Source organism: Cupriavidus pauculus, assembly GCF_003854935.1.
Lineage (GTDB): Bacteria > Pseudomonadota > Gammaproteobacteria > Burkholderiales > Burkholderiaceae > Cupriavidus > Cupriavidus pauculus_C.
This window is the reverse complement of the sequence record NZ_CP033971.1, coordinates 22,284-39,296: the sequence shown is the minus strand read 5'-3', so window position 1 is coordinate 39,296 and position 17,013 is coordinate 22,284. Positions and strand designations below refer to the sequence as shown.

Annotated in this window: 20 protein-coding genes; 2 read left to right on the top strand and 18 right to left on the bottom strand. The window is 62.8% G+C overall.

Features of this window, described 5'->3' with window-relative positions:
- Positions 1 to 62: 62 nt before the first annotated feature.
- The 18 genes from EHF44_RS26855 to EHF44_RS26770 all read right to left on the bottom strand — a co-directional run bounded on the left by EHF44_RS26855 (position 63) and on the right by EHF44_RS26770 (position 14,945).
- Positions 63 to 533 carry a hypothetical protein gene (locus EHF44_RS26855; protein ID WP_124686831.1) on the bottom strand — a complete coding sequence of 157 codons (471 nt, stop codon included), beginning with the start codon at positions 531 to 533 and terminating at the stop codon, positions 63 to 65.
- An 11-nt stretch (positions 534 to 544) separates the two neighbouring features.
- Positions 545 to 928, bottom strand: a complete 384-nt coding sequence (locus EHF44_RS26850) for a hypothetical protein (protein ID WP_124686830.1) — start codon at positions 926 to 928, stop codon at positions 545 to 547.
- Positions 929 to 1,144: 216 nt separating this feature from the next.
- On the bottom strand, positions 1,145 to 1,618 hold the full coding sequence (locus EHF44_RS26845; protein ID WP_124686829.1) for a glycine zipper 2TM domain-containing protein: 474 nt from the start codon (positions 1,616 to 1,618) through the stop codon (positions 1,145 to 1,147).
- Between the two features lie 222 nt (positions 1,619 to 1,840).
- Positions 1,841 to 2,635, bottom strand: coding sequence for a PRTRC system ThiF family protein (locus EHF44_RS26840; protein ID WP_124686828.1), 795 nt, complete (start codon positions 2,633 to 2,635; stop codon positions 1,841 to 1,843).
- The gene (locus EHF44_RS26835; RefSeq protein WP_124686827.1) at positions 2,632 to 3,273 is read right to left on the bottom strand and encodes a PRTRC system protein A; all 642 of its coding nucleotides are present in this window, start codon (positions 3,271 to 3,273) and stop codon (positions 2,632 to 2,634) included. Before EHF44_RS26835 ends, EHF44_RS26840 begins: the two co-directional genes overlap by 4 nt.
- A gap of 1 nt (position 3,274) precedes the next feature.
- Positions 3,275 to 3,994, bottom strand: coding sequence for a PRTRC system protein B (locus EHF44_RS26830; protein WP_124686826.1), 720 nt, complete (start codon positions 3,992 to 3,994; stop codon positions 3,275 to 3,277).
- Positions 3,995 to 4,003: 9 nt separating this feature from the next.
- Positions 4,004 to 5,143 carry a PRTRC system protein F gene (locus EHF44_RS26825; RefSeq protein ID WP_124686825.1) on the bottom strand — a complete coding sequence of 380 codons (1,140 nt, stop codon included), beginning with the start codon at positions 5,141 to 5,143 and terminating at the stop codon, positions 4,004 to 4,006.
- Between the two features lie 82 nt (positions 5,144 to 5,225).
- Positions 5,226 to 5,459: a PRTRC system protein C gene (locus tag EHF44_RS26820; RefSeq protein ID WP_124686824.1), complete on the bottom strand. Its 234-nt coding sequence runs from the start codon at positions 5,457 to 5,459 to the stop codon at positions 5,226 to 5,228.
- A 13-nt stretch (positions 5,460 to 5,472) separates the two neighbouring features.
- A complete protein-coding gene (locus tag EHF44_RS26815) occupies positions 5,473 to 5,925 on the bottom strand; it encodes a PRTRC system protein E (RefSeq protein WP_124686823.1) in 453 nt (150 codons plus the stop codon).
- 71 nt (positions 5,926 to 5,996) lie between these two features.
- The gene (locus tag EHF44_RS26810) at positions 5,997 to 7,670 is read right to left on the bottom strand and encodes a PRTRC system ParB family protein (protein WP_124686822.1); all 1,674 of its coding nucleotides are present in this window, start codon (positions 7,668 to 7,670) and stop codon (positions 5,997 to 5,999) included.
- A 210-nt stretch (positions 7,671 to 7,880) separates the two neighbouring features.
- Positions 7,881 to 8,243, bottom strand: coding sequence for a hypothetical protein (locus tag EHF44_RS26805; RefSeq protein WP_124686821.1), 363 nt, complete (start codon positions 8,241 to 8,243; stop codon positions 7,881 to 7,883).
- A 175-nt stretch (positions 8,244 to 8,418) separates the two neighbouring features.
- The gene (locus tag EHF44_RS26800; RefSeq protein ID WP_124686820.1) at positions 8,419 to 8,670 is read right to left on the bottom strand and encodes a hypothetical protein; all 252 of its coding nucleotides are present in this window, start codon (positions 8,668 to 8,670) and stop codon (positions 8,419 to 8,421) included.
- Positions 8,667 to 11,768, bottom strand: a complete 3,102-nt coding sequence (locus tag EHF44_RS26795) for an SNF2-related protein (protein WP_124686819.1) — start codon at positions 11,766 to 11,768, stop codon at positions 8,667 to 8,669. The genes EHF44_RS26800 and EHF44_RS26795 overlap by 4 nt, the downstream gene beginning before the upstream one ends.
- Positions 11,769 to 11,828: 60 nt before the next feature.
- Positions 11,829 to 12,602 (bottom strand): hypothetical protein, encoded by a 774-nt coding sequence (locus tag EHF44_RS26790; protein ID WP_124686818.1) that lies wholly within the window; start codon positions 12,600 to 12,602, stop codon positions 11,829 to 11,831.
- Positions 12,602 to 13,393: a hypothetical protein gene (locus tag EHF44_RS26785; protein WP_124686817.1), complete on the bottom strand. Its 792-nt coding sequence runs from the start codon at positions 13,391 to 13,393 to the stop codon at positions 12,602 to 12,604. Before EHF44_RS26785 ends, EHF44_RS26790 begins: the two co-directional genes overlap by 1 nt.
- 80 nt (positions 13,394 to 13,473) lie before the next feature.
- The gene (locus tag EHF44_RS26780) at positions 13,474 to 13,959 is read right to left on the bottom strand and encodes a hypothetical protein (protein WP_124686816.1); all 486 of its coding nucleotides are present in this window, start codon (positions 13,957 to 13,959) and stop codon (positions 13,474 to 13,476) included.
- Positions 13,960 to 14,058: 99 nt separating this feature from the next.
- Complete coding sequence (locus EHF44_RS26775; RefSeq protein WP_124686815.1) at positions 14,059 to 14,262, bottom strand: hypothetical protein; 204 nt, start codon at positions 14,260 to 14,262, stop codon at positions 14,059 to 14,061.
- A gap of 155 nt (positions 14,263 to 14,417) precedes the next feature.
- A complete protein-coding gene (locus EHF44_RS26770; protein WP_124686814.1) occupies positions 14,418 to 14,945 on the bottom strand; it encodes a hypothetical protein in 528 nt (175 codons plus the stop codon).
- A gap of 157 nt (positions 14,946 to 15,102) precedes the next feature.
- Between EHF44_RS26770 and EHF44_RS26765 the strand changes: the two genes are divergently transcribed.
- On the top strand, positions 15,103 to 15,552 hold the full coding sequence (locus EHF44_RS26765; RefSeq protein WP_124686813.1) for a hypothetical protein: 450 nt from the start codon (positions 15,103 to 15,105) through the stop codon (positions 15,550 to 15,552).
- Positions 15,549 to 17,009, top strand: a complete 1,461-nt coding sequence (locus EHF44_RS26760; RefSeq protein WP_124686812.1) for a 3'-5' exonuclease — start codon at positions 15,549 to 15,551, stop codon at positions 17,007 to 17,009. Before EHF44_RS26765 ends, EHF44_RS26760 begins: the two co-directional genes overlap by 4 nt.
- Positions 17,010 to 17,013 lie beyond the last annotated feature (4 nt).

The following is a 17,013-nucleotide window of genomic DNA, read 5'->3' as shown; positions in this document are numbered from 1 at the left end:
CAGCACCCAGAGGAAAAAGCCCGCAATGCCCAATCCAAACATCAGTACAAATGGACCAAACATCACTTCTCTCCTTTCAGAAAGGCCGATCCGATGGCCAATAGTACCCCAGCCAACACAACAAGGCATGCTCCGTTCAACAAGACAGTAGCGGTCCAGCCTGGCCGACCAGCTGCGTAACCGACGACACCCACGACCGCTGCAGCCGAAAGCGTATGGCAGTAGCGGCCGTAGGCTTGCAATTGCTCTTTACTGGGGTCACGGAACGCTTCAGCGATGCGCTTGGACCACGGCTCTCGTATTGCGTGTTGCTTGTCCAGGCGATAGCTGGCGTCTGAGACATGAAGCATGGGGATCGATTCGCCCTTGTACTGCGCAAGCAGCGCATAGCCTTCACCCGCATCAGCTGCAGCCGACACGCGCAACGACATCCGCTTGGGCAATTCCACCACTTCATCCTTGTGCAGGGTAGCAAAGCCCGTGGTTTCCTCCCCCGAGGTGGAGGTGAACGTCACTTTGATAAGTCGGCTCATGGCTCCCCCGATCAACTGCGTCGGCCCGCCACCACGCGAAGCGTGGCGACGAGGTTTGCGTAGCCCTGATCGCTGCCCAACGACTCGACGGTGACTGCGTTTTCGCGGCCACCGGTCAGATCGTCACGGCTCCGGCAAGTCCGGTAGGACATGAGCACACCGCCTTCGGCGCCGGCGGGATGCTTGATCTCGACGAGCAACGAATCGGTATGCAGCGCGAACACGTCTACCTCGCGGCGACGCTGACGATGCTCCCGGATCGTGAAATCACGCGGGCGCAACGCCATGTCTCCGGCGACGCGGCGCAGAACGCGGCAAGCATCACGACGGATCGCCTGGCATGCCGCGGTGTTGGTCGACGGATGTCGACGGGTAAAGGATTTGGGGATTTTCATGGATATCCTCGATAAGGACGGGACATCCTTCCCCAACGGGACGGTTGTCCCAGCTGGGTTGGTGGTCCGGCGATGCCGGACGGGGTCGATGCGTCGATGACGCGGGTGAAAGCGACTTGCCGAAGCCTCGGGGCTTGGGCAAGCCCTCTCGGGCTTGCTAGAAGATGTCCCCCGCGGGGGAATGGTGAAAGGAAATGGGGATCCGTCCGAACCCCGTTAGCGCGAGAGACGATAGTTGCCCGCTGCGGCGACCAGGTACAGCTGCTCACCCGTGGTGAACTGCTGGTCAGCGTCCTGGGTCACTACGATCTGGCGGCCGTCTTCCTTGCGGACGATGACCTCCACACCGTTGCGCCGGTTCATACGACTTGCAACCGCCTGTGCCGCCACGGACGACACCGTGCCGGACAGCGCACCGGCAACGTAACGACCATTGCCTCCGCCGATGACCCGGGCGCCGAGCAGACCGCCCACGACCGCCCCAACGATACCGGGGACGCCGCTATTGGCCGACGTGTAGCCATCGCTGTCGACGATCGTGACCTGGCGGACACGGACGACGGTAACGACTTCCACAGTGCCCGTACGCAACGCTTCCGAACTGCGATACGAGTTCGGCGACGTCTGCTGGACAGCGCAGCCGGTGAACATGGCGGAGCAAAGGAAAAGTGCGACAAAACGCTTGAACATGATGGCCTCGAATGGAAAAAACGGGCCAACATGCCTACGGGCAGGAAGGCCCGTAGGTGGGAGAAAAAAAGCTGTCCGGCTATACAACCGGAAGTGTCGATGCGTCTGAGACGCGGTAGGTGCGGAAATATTAACAGCGACTTTGCCCGGCAGCAACCGTCAGCGGCATCCCGCAACGAACGCTCCAAAGAAAAAAGCCACTCCCGCAATGGAAGTGGCAGTTCAAACGGATTGACGCTTGCGCTTAGCCTTGGCTGCGCCAGGCTTGTAGCTGAAGCGCTCCCATGCTGGCGGGTCGATCGGCAGCGTACTCGTGCGCCCTGTCGTGAGATTGACGAAGGCACCGTGATACTGCAGCGTCCCGGTTCGGAATAGCGTCCACAACAAGTTGTACGCCTGCACTGCGATCGCCTGGTTGATCACCAACGACTGCTTTTGCAACGCGTCGGCCATCGAGCAGGACGGCGCCGTGTCGGCCTTGTCCCCTTTCGGGTCCAGCAGCTCCGGAAACAGATCTCCCACGTGGGGAAGCCGCTCCGCCGCTTTGCCGCGTACCTGACCCAGGATCACCTGGCCACTGTCCGATTCGTTGCCGCAGTCGAGATAGTAGCCACCGGTGCCGCGTTGCATGGCCCCAAGGATAGCCTTGCGAGCCCCTCGTGTATCCACGCAGCCGACCACCAGGTCGCACACAAAGCGGTCGTCGCTTGCAATTCTGCGAGTTCGCGCTTCCCAGCGCGTACCCATCAGATTGTTTAGGCGGTTCACGATCAGCGTGGCCTTGTGCTGGCCAACATCTACCGGGTAAAACCCCTGCCGCCCGACGTTCGTCTCGCTGACAGTATCGTCGTCGTAGACCGTGCACTCGATACCGCCGGGATGCCCCAGCTCCAGCATGGCGTGATGCAACCGCGCAAGATTCGGCAACAGTGCACTGCCGGTGCCACCGGCGCCGACCACCGCCACCTTCCAGGCGTGCGTGGTCATGCCCGCAGGGATTCGATGCTCGAAGGTCATGCCAGCACCTCCTCGCGCGCGGCAGCGTACCAGTCGCCCGGTACCCGCTCCACCCTCTCGAAGAGGCCCTTGGCGCAGAGCCGCAGCGCCATGGACGGCGTATAGGCTCCACAATTACCCATCACAAACGCGAACTTCACGTCGTGCCGGTCGTCTTCGTCGTCGGTATCCGAAAAGAATGCGGGATGGCTGCCATGGGAATGGCAGTCGACCACCAGCACATCATCCGCGGCCAGTGCGGGGCGCTCATACTTCAAGTGCCCGCCGCTGTGCTCGAGGATGCCAACCGGGACCAGCCGGAACGTCGCACTGGCGGCATTCCAGACGATCCACGCACCGGTTTCCTTCGGATGCGCAGCCCGTGCCATGGCAGCAAATTCACCGATCAGCGCAGCCGGCACGCGGCCGCAACGCAGATCGGTCGCTTCCGCCACCTCGCCATAGGGAATGGCAGTGCGATGACTGAAGGCGCCAAGCCGGCGCACCACGCGAATCCAGGGTCTAGCGATCTCGAGGAAAACACCGTTCGAAGCGATGAGCAAGCGCTCACCGGGCCGGTCCATCGCCGCAAGCTGCCCAAAGCGCGGCACCATGACGGATGGGAAGGACTGCTGCAAAGCATTGTCTGCAGGATGCATGCTATTGCTCCAGTTTGCCGGCGATCAGATCAGCCAGCGTGTTTTGCATGGGAATGAGGACCTGTTTCGGATAGTCGGTGAACTGACCATCGAGCATGTCCTTCCAGAACGCGTACTCGCCCTTCTCGTAGGCGACCCGCTTGCCACCGTGATTGGGATGGGTGAATGCAGAGTTGAAGAACCCAGCCTCCCATCCGTCAATCGAGGCGACGTCGATCTGCTTGGGCACGTGCGCCGAGCCGATGCAGATCTTCCCGTAGTCCCACGTGTTGAAGTACGGGGGCTCGAACAATGGGGTGTCCGGCACAGGACGTTCGTCGCCCTGGACCGCGAAGACTGCGAAGCCGGCCTGAGACGCCTGGAAGACAAGGCCCGGATGGGGCACGATCGCGCTGCGCTGGCCCAGCTCCTTGCAAGAGAAGAAGACGCGGCGCATCGCAGGCGGGCACCACCATGTGATGGCACTCGGGCTGATCGACAGCACGTTTGGCGTCAGGAACTCTCCCTTCGGCAGCGCATGTGCCGCGACCTCGCGGACGGCGTGGATAAGCGCCATGCGGTTGAGCGGCACGCCCGCACCGATCACCGGACGCGAGGACGCGTCGGTTTCAATGCGATGCGCGGTGGCGTAGGAGAACTGCCCCGGCCCCTGCCCATAAAGCAAAATGGCCCCCTGGATGGCCACGTCTTGAGACCGCGACGCGGTCAGGATTTCGGCCATATGGCCCTCCTAGTCAGAGATAAGTGTGATGACGCGATCAAGCGCATCGACGATTTGAAGCATGCTGCTCAGATCCTCGAACTGCTCTCGTATCGCTTTTGGTTCGCCAGCGATCGGGATAAAGCACTGGAACATCGTGGCATCGCCATTGCAGTTGTAGCCGTCGTACAAGTCGTCCAGAACTTGGGTGACATAGTCCGACCGCGTGTATGCCAGCGTGGCAGCAGCATAGGCCGGCTCTGCCCACTGCGAACCGGCGATCGCGGAGCGTGAGCCCTGACGTTTGATGGCCAGATTCAGCTCAGCCAACGCGACGCACAGATCCTTGATCCAGCCACGCTGACCGCGCGCCAGCTCGCGAAGCGTTCGGCTCCCAAAGACGCGCAGTTTTCGAGACTCCGGGTTGGCGTGGCAGTACGCCGGCAGTACATCGTCGGGCGCCAGTTCGGGGCGAACCGTGGACGGGAGATATCGCGTCACGTCTTCCGCATCCATCCCGCAGTGTTCGGTCAGAAAGGCGCGTGCTTCGTCGTCATCTGAAATCGTGGGGTCGTACTCCCAATACCACCGCGCGAACAAGTCGAGCAGCACATCAGGGGTTCGGAGGAAGACCGACTTGGCGCTCGCAGAGTTGATGAGCGACATAGCGGTATACAGGAGATGCGGATGGACCGCGCGAAGCGCGTTCGCACGGGCATCCCCGATGAAGTACACGTCGTCTCCCGGCATGTCGATGGCAAGGAACAGGGGTGCGTCCACCTGGTCATCCCAGCCAAACTGCATGAGCTGCTCCCGTGCGGCTCCCGTATCGATGAGCGAAAAACTGAAGTTCAAACGCCGGCACGTCGGCATCCGCTTTGCCAGCCATGCGAACATGGCTTGGGCGAAAGCGTCGCCGGCGCTCGCAGGATTGGTCACATCGCTTGCGCGAAGCACGCCAGTAGCAAACTGGGTGCGGACCAGATCCAGCACGTCTGCTTCATCCCCGAACGTCACAAGCGCGCGGTGAGGGATCCCATCTGCAAGAGATGGCAGTGTTAGAAAATCATGGGCAGGTCGACGTTCGGCAACGGGAGGCTGTCGCTCAGGCGACCAGCCGGGCTGCCCTGCATCGACCGATGGAACAAACGACCGAGGGTCGAACAGCATTGTTGAGTCTCCTCAGAATGTAAAAAAACCGCCCTTTCGGGCGGCTCCGTGGTTGTGGGGAACTGGCCAGCGGCCAGTGCCTTCATGAGGTCAGATTTACGCATGCCGCGCCCTTGGCGCCGGCGGCGCGCACGAACGTGAAGCGAGCAACTCCGTCCTTTACCTCCGGTCCGTCCACCGCAGCGGTGGTCAGCTCGGGATACTGGGCGGCATACACATCGCGCACCTGATCGGGCGAGAACTGCGGACTCACGTCCGGCAGCGTCATGCCGTTGTAGGAAAACTCGCGCTTGAGCTTCGTAACTTCGAGTGCCATGGCGAATCTCTCCTTACAGCAGCGATGCGAGGTCGGTACCGGGATTGGCGGCAGCGGTAGTGTCGGCTTTCGCGTCCACCTTCGTTTCGGCCGCCGGGGCGCCGTCCGCTTCGTCATCGTCGTCGTCCCCGGCTGCAGCAGCGTCGTCCGAGGGCGCGGCCGCCTTGGCCAGCGCCTTCGTTGCCTTGGAAGACTGGGTCGACTTCGCGGCGTCCAGGATCGACTTCGTCGCTTCGGCCTGTTCAGCGAGCGACCGGTGCGAGTCCGTCACGCCCGTGAGGGTCGCGGCGAACTCGGCATCCAGTTCCGCTGGCGTCGCGGTGAGCGACAGCGGCGTGGTCAGTGCCGCGTCAGCGGCGTTCTTGATAACGGGCATGACGACTACGGTCATCGCGTCGCCAGTCATGGTCAGGGTGAGGACGACCTTGTCGGCCGCACGCACGAGGGGTGCAAGTTCAGTGAACATAGGTGAAATGGAATGGGGAGTGTCTGAAAAGACTAGAAGGCGCCTGAGGCGCCCTCCGGATGGGTGAACAACTAGTAGTGCAGGACCTTCGGCACCTTGCCGGTGTAGTCGAAGTCCTTCACCGCCAACAGGCCGGCAACGACTTCCGGCTTGGGCTTGTTGAAGAGCTTGGCGAACTGGTCGCCCAGGGCCTTGCGGATGCCCATTTCGTCAGCGAGAACCTTCATCTCCGACTTGGTGAGCATTTCCAGAAAATCCTGCGCGTTCTGGAGATTCCAGTGCGGCCGCAGGTCGAGCTTGTGATGCCGGCAGAGTTCGCGGAGATTGCTGACGTCCACGCCCTCGATTGCCGCGATGGTCATGCCGATTGTCAGCTGCTGTCGCTTCTGGTCATCCAGCGCCTGGATGGCCGTGAGGCAGCCCGGCAGCGTCGACGACGACTTCTGCTCGGTGAGCTTCTCGAAGACCTTGCCCATCACGTCGCCGGCGATGTTGCGTGCCAGCCCGTTCAGGGCAACTGCCAGCAGGTAGGCGTTCGCCTGGTCAGGGTTCTGCACGACTTCCTTGCGCAGCGCCTTGCGCCACAGCGCAGTTCGGTAGGTTTTCACCTTGTCGGACTCGCTGATCGACGTCACCGGCTTCTCGGCGGCCGACGCCGACGAGTCGCCCTTCTTGGCCGGAGCCGCCTTGCCGCCCGCAGCCGGCTTGGCTGTGGTGGGCTTGGCCGCTTCCTTCTCGGCCTTGATGCGAGCCGCGACCTTCTGCTGGTTGCACACCGTATCGAAACACTGGCCGCCGTAGACCTTCCCCATGGAATCAGGGAGGCCGCTCACGGCAGCACCGAAGTTCTGGCAGGCGTGGCAGGCCTTCGCCTGTTCTTCGCCGACGCCCGTGGGGCCTTCGACCTTCAGCTGGATCCGCGTGTGGTTGTCACCCGAGCGGATAATGCGCACGATCGGATACTCGTCCTTGAGCCCATAGGCAATGCCTTCGAGCTTGCTGGTGAGCTTGCCGTCATAACACGCGCGGTTGGTACAGTTACCGGTGGCGATCGCTTCGCCGAACATCTCCGTCTGCAACGACGAATTGTGCGGACAGGCCGCGCATTCGGTCTTGTCGAAGATCGCGGCTTCGAGGCTGCACGCAGCGGCCTCGATCGTCTTCCTCAACTCGGCGACGGGCTTCTTCTCGCTCACGATGACCGGCAGGAGCTTGTCCTGCTTGTCCTTGGCGAGCGTGGCCAGCAGTTCGGCGTGGCCGAGCTGGATGATACGGGTGTTGAGCGCCTCCAGAACGGACGCGCTGCAGTTCATCAGTGCCAGGCGCTTGTCGAGCGTCGAGCGCGACCAGCCAAGCTGGCGGGCCGCTTCATCACGGTCGCCTTTGAGCTGGCCGACGATTTCAGCGGCGGACGCAGCCTCCTCCGACGGCGCCATGTCGGCGCGCTGCACGTTCTCGATGAGCGCGTAGCGGCGAGCTTCGGCGTCCGTCAGGACCTTGATGTTGACGGGCATTTCGTACCCGTCGCCGTGGGCGGCAAGCGCGGCGCGGTAGCGGCGTTCGCCGGCTACCACCTCGTACTCGTGGCCATGCTCTCCGTCCTCGATGGGGCGGATGAGGATTGGCTGGATGACACCGTCCACGCGAATGGATTCGGTCAGTTCAGCCATCTCCGCAGGGTCGAAGTACTTGCGCGGGTTGCAGCCAGGACGGATCTTGCCAATAACGACAGTGGGGTTTTGCATTGTGGGTTCTCGCGGAAATCGGGAACCCGTTGCCGCACCGGGAACGTGGTTCCCGGTGGGATGGAAGGATGGACTACCAGGCTGTGCTGGCGGCCACCGTACTGCAGAAGCTGGCACCCGGAGGCGCGGAGTCGATGCGTCTGGGACGCGGTAGGTGCGGCGAGGATAGCGCATAACTGTCCTCCCCTGCAATACCGACGAAGAACCAGCCTACCGCTCCATTTCTTCAAGAAGCGCAGCAATCGTGGACACGAGGCAACCAATCACCTCCCACGAGTACCCAACTGCCGCCACTTTTGTCGAAGTTGAAAGCACGCCGGCAATGCGCCTCAGTCTGGCAACTGCTACATCGATTCTTGCTTTGCTGCCGCCAGCCAGCATGGCGGGTTCAGGAAATGTGAGCCGATTAACACGGGCCTCCAGAGCGTCAGCGGCCTCGCCCAAGAGTCTGGCCAAGTCTTTTTCTCGACCGGCCCTGAAGATATCCGCGTCATAGACGGTTCCTCTAGCTCCGATATCGTTGCCGAGAAGCTTGGCAAAGGCGTATTCAATGCTAGTGGCGTCAAACGCCATAACTTTTCTCCTTTTGTTTTACTGCGAACAACTATCCCGCAATCTTTGGGCAAAAAAAAACCCCCACAACAGTGGGGGCGGTAGGAACGGGTCCATCTGAGAGAGCCTGTAGCGGGGTCCCGCTACAGGAATCATCATATGGGGAATGCCAGGGTCGGCTGACCCTGAAAGCTCGTCAATTTCGCTCGCTTTTCGCCGGAAATGGTCCGGCAGCCCGGGCCAGCAAGGTGGTAACCGCCCCGCTGACCTGCCAACCGTCCATCTCCGTCTCAAAAATCCCGTGAACGAGGCGATCCAGACAGAAGACCTCAATGCCGTCCGCTTCTACGGTGCCGAGGATCTTAGCAACGCTGGTGCCACGCGTACCGCGCCGCTTGATCGTTGCCAGCCCATCTCCCAACGTCACGGTGCATTCATTGGCTTTCATGCTGCCTCCTTAAGCAGTTGTCGTTGATCGCGGGTCTTGCGGCCATGTAGCCCCGCCAGGTCCTCGACAAAGGCGTCGAGTAGCGTGTCCATGTGGAGGAACGCCTCGTCTTCGAGCTCCGGCGTTGCCCAGTCCAACCCGGCTTCCATGGCGTCGCGCTTGTGCGCCACCATTTGGTCCTGGTAGACATCGATGCTGCCAGGCAGATGGAAGTACACCACCTTCAACTGCCCCTTCCGGTTCCACCGCAGCGCGCGCCGCATCGCCTGATACTCGATGCGCCACGTCCACGATCGGTCGTAGAAGAGGACATAGTCCGCGTTCGGCAGGTTGTACCCCGCCCTGCCCGATCCTTTGGTGCAGAGCAATCCGGTGGCCGCCCCGTTCACGAACCGCTTGTCCTTGTCGGCCACGCGCTTCGCGATCGGAATGCCGCCGTGGAACGGTACTGTCTCCACGCCGCGCGCCTTCAGTTGGCTGGCGATCAGGTCGATCACTCCCGGGTTCTCGGCAAACAGGATGGCCTGCTTTCCTTCACCCGCGATGGCATCCAGGCGCTCAATCACGGCGCGCTGTTTGCTGGTCAACTGCCCCAGCGCCCCAACGCCGTCCACCCCATGCTGCGGGTAGTTAGCGGCGAAGTGCACGGCGCGGATGCGGGCGAGGATTGCAACTAGGTTGTTCGAGCGCCCGTCGGTACGACGGATATCCCGGTACCAGTCCGCAAACTCGTCGGCCGTGCGAAGATACAGCGACAGGTGGTTGGGGTCCCAATCCGTCTCGACCACCTCGACTGCCGGCGGATCGATCTGGATGTAACGGGCCACGTCCGGCTCGCAGACTAGCCGCCGCTTGATGTGCGGCGCCAGCATCTGCCGGTAGAGCGGCAGATTCCCGATTTTGGGCACTTCCCGCTTGGCACCATCCTGCAGGCTCTCCGCAAACTCCCATGTCACCCATTCCAGAACGACGAAGTCGTCCCGGAAGCGATCCACGCCGCGTTGAGCTTGCTGCGCGGTGGCCAGCAAATGGCGATCCAGGTACCCGCGGCGGTAACCGTAGGGCTGAGCCGCCGTACCGTCACCGCCCGTAAAGGCGATCAGACCAAAGACGTCACGGGGGTAGTTCGCAATCGGGCTCCCCGTCAGGATGTACCGGCGCCGCGCTGACAACTGCCAGAGCGCGCGGCTCTGGTCGCTGTTCGGATTGGACAGCCGCTCCCCTTCGTCGGCCACCAGCAGGCCGATACGGCGTCGCAGACGGTGTGCGTATGTGACCCGCCGCGATGCCTCCCGACACACCGGCATGCGCAACCGCTCGTAGGCAATGAGATTGATCTGACCGAGCTTCCCGAGTGCTTCCGGCGAGTCGATGACATGCACCGATGACGGCGGCAGGATCTGCGCCAGTTCGGCACGCATCTCGGGCACCAGCCGCGACTCAACCACGATCAGGCCGTGCTTGACCCCTGACAGTAGGATCAGGCCCGCGGCCAGCCGCGATTTGCCGCAACCCTGCTCCCACGCAGCCACGGCACCAGACGGCTTTTGGAGCAACTCCACCAGGTCATCCTGCTGGAATTCCCAGTTTAGCCAGCGGTCGATACCGAGCACCTGCATGCGCCGTCGCAGCGCCAGGGCTTGGGCTGGATACTTCACCGACAAGCCTTCGTGCACGGTTTCCCAGGTCTGCTCCGACCGGCTAACCGCAAAACGCCCCATCAGCTCGTCCAGCGTTAGCACGAACTGACTGCCGCCGGCGTGGTAGGCATAGCGGCCGTCCGGCTGCCGCACAAACGCCATGGTCTCGCCGGCCTTGATCACGGGGCTGCCCCATTTCAGCCGGTCCGCAACATGGCTTTTGAGGGCCACGCCGGAGATCGCTTCCGCCGCATTGACGCCAGTAGTCCAGACCGTGTGCCGCAGCGGCGTAGCCTGACGCGCGCTGCGCCGTACCCGTTTGCCGAAATGCTCGAGGAACCCCCGGGCCAGCTGCGGTACGCCGCCGGCATCGCGAATCAGCCGCAGCAATCCATCCAGCGCCACCATCGGGTCATCCTGCACCAGGTAGGCCTCCAGATCGAGGCGACCGCTGCCGGCGTAGTGCATGCCTTGCGGCAAGCGCTGGCCATCCAACGGCCGGATCCGGCTGTCGAGGACGCGGTTGAGCACCATTGCTTCGACGAAGCCGCACTCAAATCCCAGGACGATGCGGCGTCCATCATGGGCAATGCGTACCCGTTTCTGCGAGGTCACGGGGCGCGTAATGGCCGGGCCAGTGTCGTCCAGCAGTTGGTGGCCAAGCCGTGCCTCGCCGAAAACCCGATCGTCCAGATTCAGCTCCAGTTTGGACAAGGGCGTCTGGAAATCGCTGTGCGGCTGTCGCACAACCCGGCCCATCCGATACCGGCCAAAGACCGCAATGGAGGTGTGCACCGTCGCGCCTTCCTCCCGGAAGGCCGATGCCGGCAGGTCGAAAACGCCGACCACGCGGCGGGCCGCAGTAACGTGCGCGTCCCGGTGATCCAGAACGTTAACGAAACGGTCAACAAAGCTCGTGGGCAAGAGCGCCACAACCAGCTGTGCCGCCTCCAGCGCCTGGGTCAGCGCATACTCATGGCTCAGTGCGCTGCTGTTTGGCCCGAATCTGCCCCAGGTCGTGCAGCCGAACGGCTTCAGATGGGGGGATTCCAGATGAATGGAGAACGGCGGATTGATGATCGCCACATCGAAATGCCGTGGGTGGATCTCCTCCATGCCGGCCATGCGGAAGCTGCCTTCGAAGCCGGCGGCTTCGATGCACTGCTGCACTGCCGCGATCGCAGGTTCGTGCACATCAACACCGTACAGGCTGTGCAGCGCCGGATCTGCGAACTGCATCAGCCGGGCCGATCCAACCGAATTGTCCAGAACCGAGAGCTTCCGGTCAGGACGCCAGGTCTCGACGACGCCCCACATGAGCCGCGCAATCGCGTCCGGCGTGAAGAACTGCGACAGATGCTTCTGCCGCGCGGCGTGCAGCTCGCCCATGTGGGCGATCTTCTCGGCTTGTGAGCCGAGGCTAACAATGGCCCGCAAGGGCTCGTACCAATGAGTCATAGGGATTCCAGAAAAGAAAATGCCCCGTCGAAACGGGGCAAGGGATAAGCGCCAGGCTGCTTACGCCGAGACTGGCTCGGATGCTGGCTCGGATAGGTGCTGGCTGATGAACGCCAGGAGGCGCTCACCAAGCGGTAGGGCGAACCGCAACTCCCAGTACTCGTTGAATTGCACGACATCGAGACCCGGGAACGTCCGCCGCTGTTGCGGCGCGAACGGCTCGCCGTGATCGAACTGGCGCAGGCAGCCGGCCAATGCGGGCTCGCCCGCGTCCTGGGCAAAGGCTGCCAACGCCAACAAGGCCGCGCGCACTTTGGCATGCGCGTCTGCCATTACCCGCCTTTTCGACGGGCGCACGGCAGACGGCTCGGACGACGCATTGAGGCGCAGGCGCACGACAGTGGCAAACCGGCGCACTGCGTTCGGAGCGTCCAGCTCCAGCGCTGCGGCCAGCGTCTGGGCGACCTGACGGTACGCCAGCGCGCGGCCACGATGCTCATACCGATGGGTGAGCACGCGCCAGTACCGGTCCAAGTCCGGCGTCTCTCCGGCACGAATGGCTTCCCAGATGTTCGGGTGGCCGTTTACCGGGATGCGAGTCTCGTCGATGCTGACCGGAGCCCCAGCGATGCCAAACTCGTTGCTCGCCCGTTCGATCAGGCTTGCCACAAGGCGGCGCAGGAACCGACGGTATTCACCGGCGTGATCGACATGCAACGGCACGCCGACCACCGCCTCGGCACCCGCCTGCGTCGCCAGCATACTGACCCGCGCAAACGCTTCGGCCGAGGCCTCCTGCGCCGCGCGGAACGCCTCGACAAGCGCGTTGTACATCAGTGCCGCTCCTGCATGGCTTCCTGGCCGTACTCGCCAATGAAGAGCATCAGCGCCTCTGCCAGTTCGTTGCAAAACTTGAACTCCCACTTGTCGTTGAACAAGGTGATGTCCAGTCCCGGCATCGCGATCTTTTCGCGCGAGACGTACTCCAGCTCGTGAAGGTTGATGCCCCCAAGCTGCTTTGCCAGCAGTGCATTGCCAGCTTTGCCCGCGAAAGTGGCGAGACCCATCAGACAGTCTGCCGTCGGCTGGGTGCTGTGATACCCCACCCTGCGCCGGCTGGACCTGTAGGACGTCTCGGTATAGACCGGCTTCTTCAGCACCACACCGGCCGCCGTACGCTTTACCTCGGCATTGCGATGCAGGCCAAAGTTGCGCACGATCCGCGCCGCGGCCTGACGGTAAGCCGTCGCCGCCCCGCCATCGCCCTTGTAACAGGCGGTCAGCGAGGCCCAAAGCCTGTCCAGATCGGGGATTTCTCCCTTCCTCAGCGCTTCGTGGATCTCCAGGCCCGCACGCTCGTACTCGGCGCTATTGTCGATGTCGAGCCGCGCGCCCGGGGGCGCAAACTCCTTGCGAGCCCGACTGACGACGTTACCGGCCAAAGATTGGCAGAACTTCTTCAGTTCGTCCTCTTGCCGGTACGCCGACCGGACGCCAACGGCGAAGAATGGTTCTTCGGTGCCGGTGCCGGCGAGCATGTCGCGCTCGAAGTTTGCGGCATCCTGATAGGCCTGACGTGCTGCTTGTTGGGCGGCGATGAATTTCTCGATGATTTGGTTGTACATGACGGTCTCAAGAAGATGGGGAGACCGCCCCGTCGGGAAGGTCTCCCGAGGGATGGAAAGGACAGCGCCTGTGAAATTTCCTAGTGAATCGATAGCGCGCGGCCAGAAGGCAGGGGCATGAACCCCATGGCCCACCAGATTGCAGCCGGATGGTTGGGGAACTCCGGGATCTCCGTGCGCTGGAAGATGTCCGGCACCAGCGAAATCGCCGACGGCCGAGCCTGGACGGTCTCCCACCATTGACGCTGCAGGCGCAGCCAGGTGAGTTCCGCGCGAGCGATGTGGTCCCATTCGGCGGGCAGCTTGGACTCGTCGAACAACTCCGCACCCTCCGCAGTCATGACGGCCACCACCTCGTGGTAGCGACCCAACTCGTGCGGGAAGCCGCGGCGGACAAAGCGAAGGATCGCGGGGTCCGGGTTGCCGAAGGTTCGTTGCAGCTGGCGGATGTAGACGGCGCACTCGCGGCGCGAGCGCTCGCTATAGTCATCCTGGCCCACCTGCGCACTGGACTCTTCAGCGGGTACCGGTCCAACTTCGATGTCGATGGTTTTGGGTTTAAGCATGGCGTTTCCTTACGTGACAAGGGGAAACGCCCTATCGGGACGCTTCCCCGATGGGTCTGGAGGACCGCGCCGGCCCCTCGGGGCTGCGCGCGGCGATGGTCAGGCCGATTGGCCAGACAGATGAGAGAACCTTGCAAAAACCCACAGCGCGGCGACCGCCAAGGCGACGACCATCAGCATGGACAGTTGCATGTACAGCAGCGCAATGCTTACCGTCGTAACGATAAACAAGAGCGCCGTGAGCAGGATCACGACCAGCGCAAGGATCGCAGCGGCCGTTTCAGGGGCGTCAATAGTGGACATGATGGCTCCAAGGAAATGGAGCCATGACCCTTGGGGACATAGCCCCAATGGGTGGAAGAAAAATAGATGGCCGGTAACGGCGGTGTCGATGCGCGTAGCGCGGAGAATCGGGCGAATCTTACCGCGCCTGCCGGCGCCGTACAACACGTCGACGCTTAGCGCAGCTTCGCTGCAGCTTCGCGCGCCCGGCGGTTTGCCTCACGGATCCGGTTGACCACCGCCCAACGGCGCTGCTCGACCTCCTCCGGGTTCTCGAGATTCGAATAGTCCTGCACCGGACCATCGCCAATAAACGGCGCGTAGTCCTGGGGTAGCCTGCCTTCCGCTTTCGCCTTGTCCCGCTGCAGACGCCCGAGTAGATCGCTGCTTTCCGTGATGGCAACGAAATCCCACCTGGCGGGGACAGCCTCCTCGGCGAACCAGACTTCACCTTCGCCCTTCCCAACGATCGCGACGACGTCATAGACGCTCCCCACGGGAGAGGGGTTCGCGCGCACTTCAAATCGCAGCACTTCTGGCCGGGGATGCCAGAAAACCCGGTCCAGGTAGCGCTTGAAGATGAACGCATCCATCCTCGCGATCTCGCCATACTGCGGCTCGCCGGGGCCAATGAACTGCGGTTCATGTTTCGGGCGGTTGCCCAACGAGACTTCGCGGGCGGTGGGTGAAGGGGCTTGGGACATGGGAATCCGGTGAAAGGCGCCTGAAATTCTATCTCTTTCGGGGTCAACGCCCGAAATCCTGCAGCCAAAATGGTTGGCGGCGAACTTCGCCCGCCGGCGGCCTTGACTTCTATGTGGCCCCGGTATCTTGGTCCTAGACCCATTTACCTTTGCCGCCATGCGATTCACCCGATTCGGACGCCACGAACCCATCGACTTCAACGCCCGCCGCCAGGCCGCCTTCGCCCGGAAGCAGCAGCGTGAGCGCGATAGGTACCCTCTCTTTGCGGAACATGTTGCCGGTGAACAGCACTCCGCAGACGAGGAGCTGACGCGCCGCCAGCGTCGCTCCGATCGCCTCGAAGCAACGACGCGAGATCTACAGGCACGTGTCTGGCGCGAAAAGCGCGCCGTCTACTTTTCCCTGTCGGCAGTGCAGCAAGCGGAAATCCGCGCCAAGTGGCTGGCATGGACCGGGCCGACTACCGCGTTCTACTTCGCCTACATCGTCGACAACGTCAGTGGAGAGGCCGCGCGACGCGACGAGGTCTCTCGCGCCCACACACTGGAAGTCCGGCGCCGCGTCCTTGCGAACATGCCCGAACAAGCCGCCCTGGAGATCGCATGAAGCCTACCGCCGAACAAGACCAGGTGGTCGAAGCGGTACGCGCCGGCGGCGCGGTGAAGGTCAAGGCGTACGCCGGCGCCGGCAAGACGTCCACCTTGCGCATGGCGGCCGAAGCGCGCGGCCGCGCACGCGGTCTCTATCTCGCCTTCAACAAAGAGATCGCCAATGAAGCGGCGCGCAAGTTTCCGCAGAATACTCGCTGCCGCACGGTGCACTCCCTGGCCTACAGCGGCACGCGGCCCGAGATCACCCGCAAGCTGAGAAATCCGGTCGAGCCGCCCCACCAGTTGGCTTTGCGCTATGGTTTCGGGAAACTGCGCCTGCCCACGACGATTGGCAAGGATCTGGAACTCAGTCCGAGCACGGTTGCCCGGATGGTGATGGATGGTGCCGCCCGCTTCTGCCGCTCCGCCCAGGCCGAGCCACTGGCATGGCATATCCCCGTCGAGGCAATCGTGAAGGACGAGGAGGCCGAGCATCTGCGCGAATCACTTCTGCCTTCGGTCAAACGTCTCTGGTCGGAATACCTGGATCCTGCCGCGCCCTCGGCCATTGGTCACGACGTCTACGTAAAGCTCTGGGAACGAAGCCGGCCCCGCATCGGCGCAGATTTCATCCTGTTCGATGAAGCCCAGGACGCCGACGGGCTCATGCTTTCGGTGCTGCGCGCCCAACAGTGCCAGGTCATCTATGTGGGTGACCCCTATCAGCAGATCTACGAGTGGCGCGGCGCGGTCAACGCCATGGACCATATCCGGGCGCCGGAATGCGCGCTGACCGAGTCCTTCAGGTTCGGGCCCGCCATTGCCCAACTGGCCAGCCGTGTCCTTTCGCTGATGGACGAGGACACACCCGTGCGCGGTCAGGAGCAGGTCGCCTCGCGCATCCTGCACGAGTCAGCCCCGGGCCAGGATCGCTTCGACGCCATTCTCTGTCGCAAGAACGCCACGGTGCTGACCCACCTTGCCCAGGGCATCGGCCGCGGTGATCGGGTGGCGGTGCGCGCCAACGTGGAGGAACTACGCGCCTTTGCAGACGGCGCCGAGCAACTGATGCGCGGCCAGCGTATCGGCTATCCCGCCGCACTGGCGCTCTTCGAGACCTGGGACGAGGTGCAGGACTACGCCGAATCGTTCGCCGGCCGTGACCTGAAGCCCCTTGTGAAGCTGATCGACAACGAAGGGGTCGACTACCTCCGACTGATCCTGACGCGCGTCGCCCCAGAGGACGAGGCCGACTACATCGTCTCGACCGTTCACCGCGCCAAGGGCCTCGAGTGGGACCGCGTCCAGCTCGCCGGTGACTTCAAGTTCAAGAACGGTGACGACGGCAAGCTGACGATGGCGCCCGAGGAAATGCGGCTGCTCTATGTCGCCATGACGCGCGCCAAGCACGTACTGGATGTGAGCGAGATCCGCCGCGATCTCTACACCATGTTCCGGGAAGCCGGCGTTTAGAGAG

Excerpts from the sequence above, each read along its gene's own strand:
- EHF44_RS26835 (WP_124686827.1), bottom strand. The coding sequence starts at position 3,273 with ATGCATCCTGCAGACAATGCTTTGCAGCAGTCCTTCCCATCCGTCATG.
- EHF44_RS26810 (WP_124686822.1), bottom strand. The coding sequence starts at position 7,670 with ATGCAAAACCCCACTGTCGTTATTGGCAAGATCCGTCCTGGCTGCAAC.
- EHF44_RS26840 (WP_124686828.1), bottom strand. The coding sequence starts at position 2,635 with ATGACCTTCGAGCATCGAATCCCTGCGGGCATGACCACGCACGCCTGG.
- EHF44_RS26855 (WP_124686831.1), bottom strand. The coding sequence starts at position 533 with ATGAGCCGACTTATCAAAGTGACGTTCACCTCCACCTCGGGGGAGGAA.
- EHF44_RS26775 (WP_124686815.1), bottom strand. The coding sequence starts at position 14,262 with ATGTCCACTATTGACGCCCCTGAAACGGCCGCTGCGATCCTTGCGCTG.
- EHF44_RS26800 (WP_124686820.1), bottom strand. The coding sequence starts at position 8,670 with ATGAAAGCCAATGAATGCACCGTGACGTTGGGAGATGGGCTGGCAACG.
- EHF44_RS26850 (WP_124686830.1), bottom strand. The coding sequence starts at position 928 with ATGAAAATCCCCAAATCCTTTACCCGTCGACATCCGTCGACCAACACC.
- EHF44_RS26790 (WP_124686818.1), bottom strand. The coding sequence starts at position 12,602 with ATGTACAACGCGCTTGTCGAGGCGTTCCGCGCGGCGCAGGAGGCCTCG.
- EHF44_RS26770 (WP_124686814.1), bottom strand. The coding sequence starts at position 14,945 with ATGTCCCAAGCCCCTTCACCCACCGCCCGCGAAGTCTCGTTGGGCAAC.
- EHF44_RS26815 (WP_124686823.1), bottom strand. The coding sequence starts at position 5,925 with ATGTTCACTGAACTTGCACCCCTCGTGCGTGCGGCCGACAAGGTCGTC.
- EHF44_RS26760 (WP_124686812.1), top strand. The coding sequence starts at position 15,549 with ATGAAGCCTACCGCCGAACAAGACCAGGTGGTCGAAGCGGTACGCGCC.
- EHF44_RS26805 (WP_124686821.1), bottom strand. The coding sequence starts at position 8,243 with ATGGCGTTTGACGCCACTAGCATTGAATACGCCTTTGCCAAGCTTCTC.
- EHF44_RS26845 (WP_124686829.1), bottom strand. The coding sequence starts at position 1,618 with ATGTTCAAGCGTTTTGTCGCACTTTTCCTTTGCTCCGCCATGTTCACC.
- EHF44_RS26825 (WP_124686825.1), bottom strand. The coding sequence starts at position 5,143 with ATGCTGTTCGACCCTCGGTCGTTTGTTCCATCGGTCGATGCAGGGCAG.
- EHF44_RS26765 (WP_124686813.1), top strand. The coding sequence starts at position 15,103 with ATGCGATTCACCCGATTCGGACGCCACGAACCCATCGACTTCAACGCC.
- EHF44_RS26820 (WP_124686824.1), bottom strand. The coding sequence starts at position 5,459 with ATGGCACTCGAAGTTACGAAGCTCAAGCGCGAGTTTTCCTACAACGGC.
- EHF44_RS26795 (WP_124686819.1), bottom strand. The coding sequence starts at position 11,768 with ATGACTCATTGGTACGAGCCCTTGCGGGCCATTGTTAGCCTCGGCTCA.
- EHF44_RS26785 (WP_124686817.1), bottom strand. The coding sequence starts at position 13,393 with ATGTACAACCAAATCATCGAGAAATTCATCGCCGCCCAACAAGCAGCA.
- EHF44_RS26830 (WP_124686826.1), bottom strand. The coding sequence starts at position 3,994 with ATGGCCGAAATCCTGACCGCGTCGCGGTCTCAAGACGTGGCCATCCAG.
- EHF44_RS26780 (WP_124686816.1), bottom strand. The coding sequence starts at position 13,959 with ATGCTTAAACCCAAAACCATCGACATCGAAGTTGGACCGGTACCCGCT.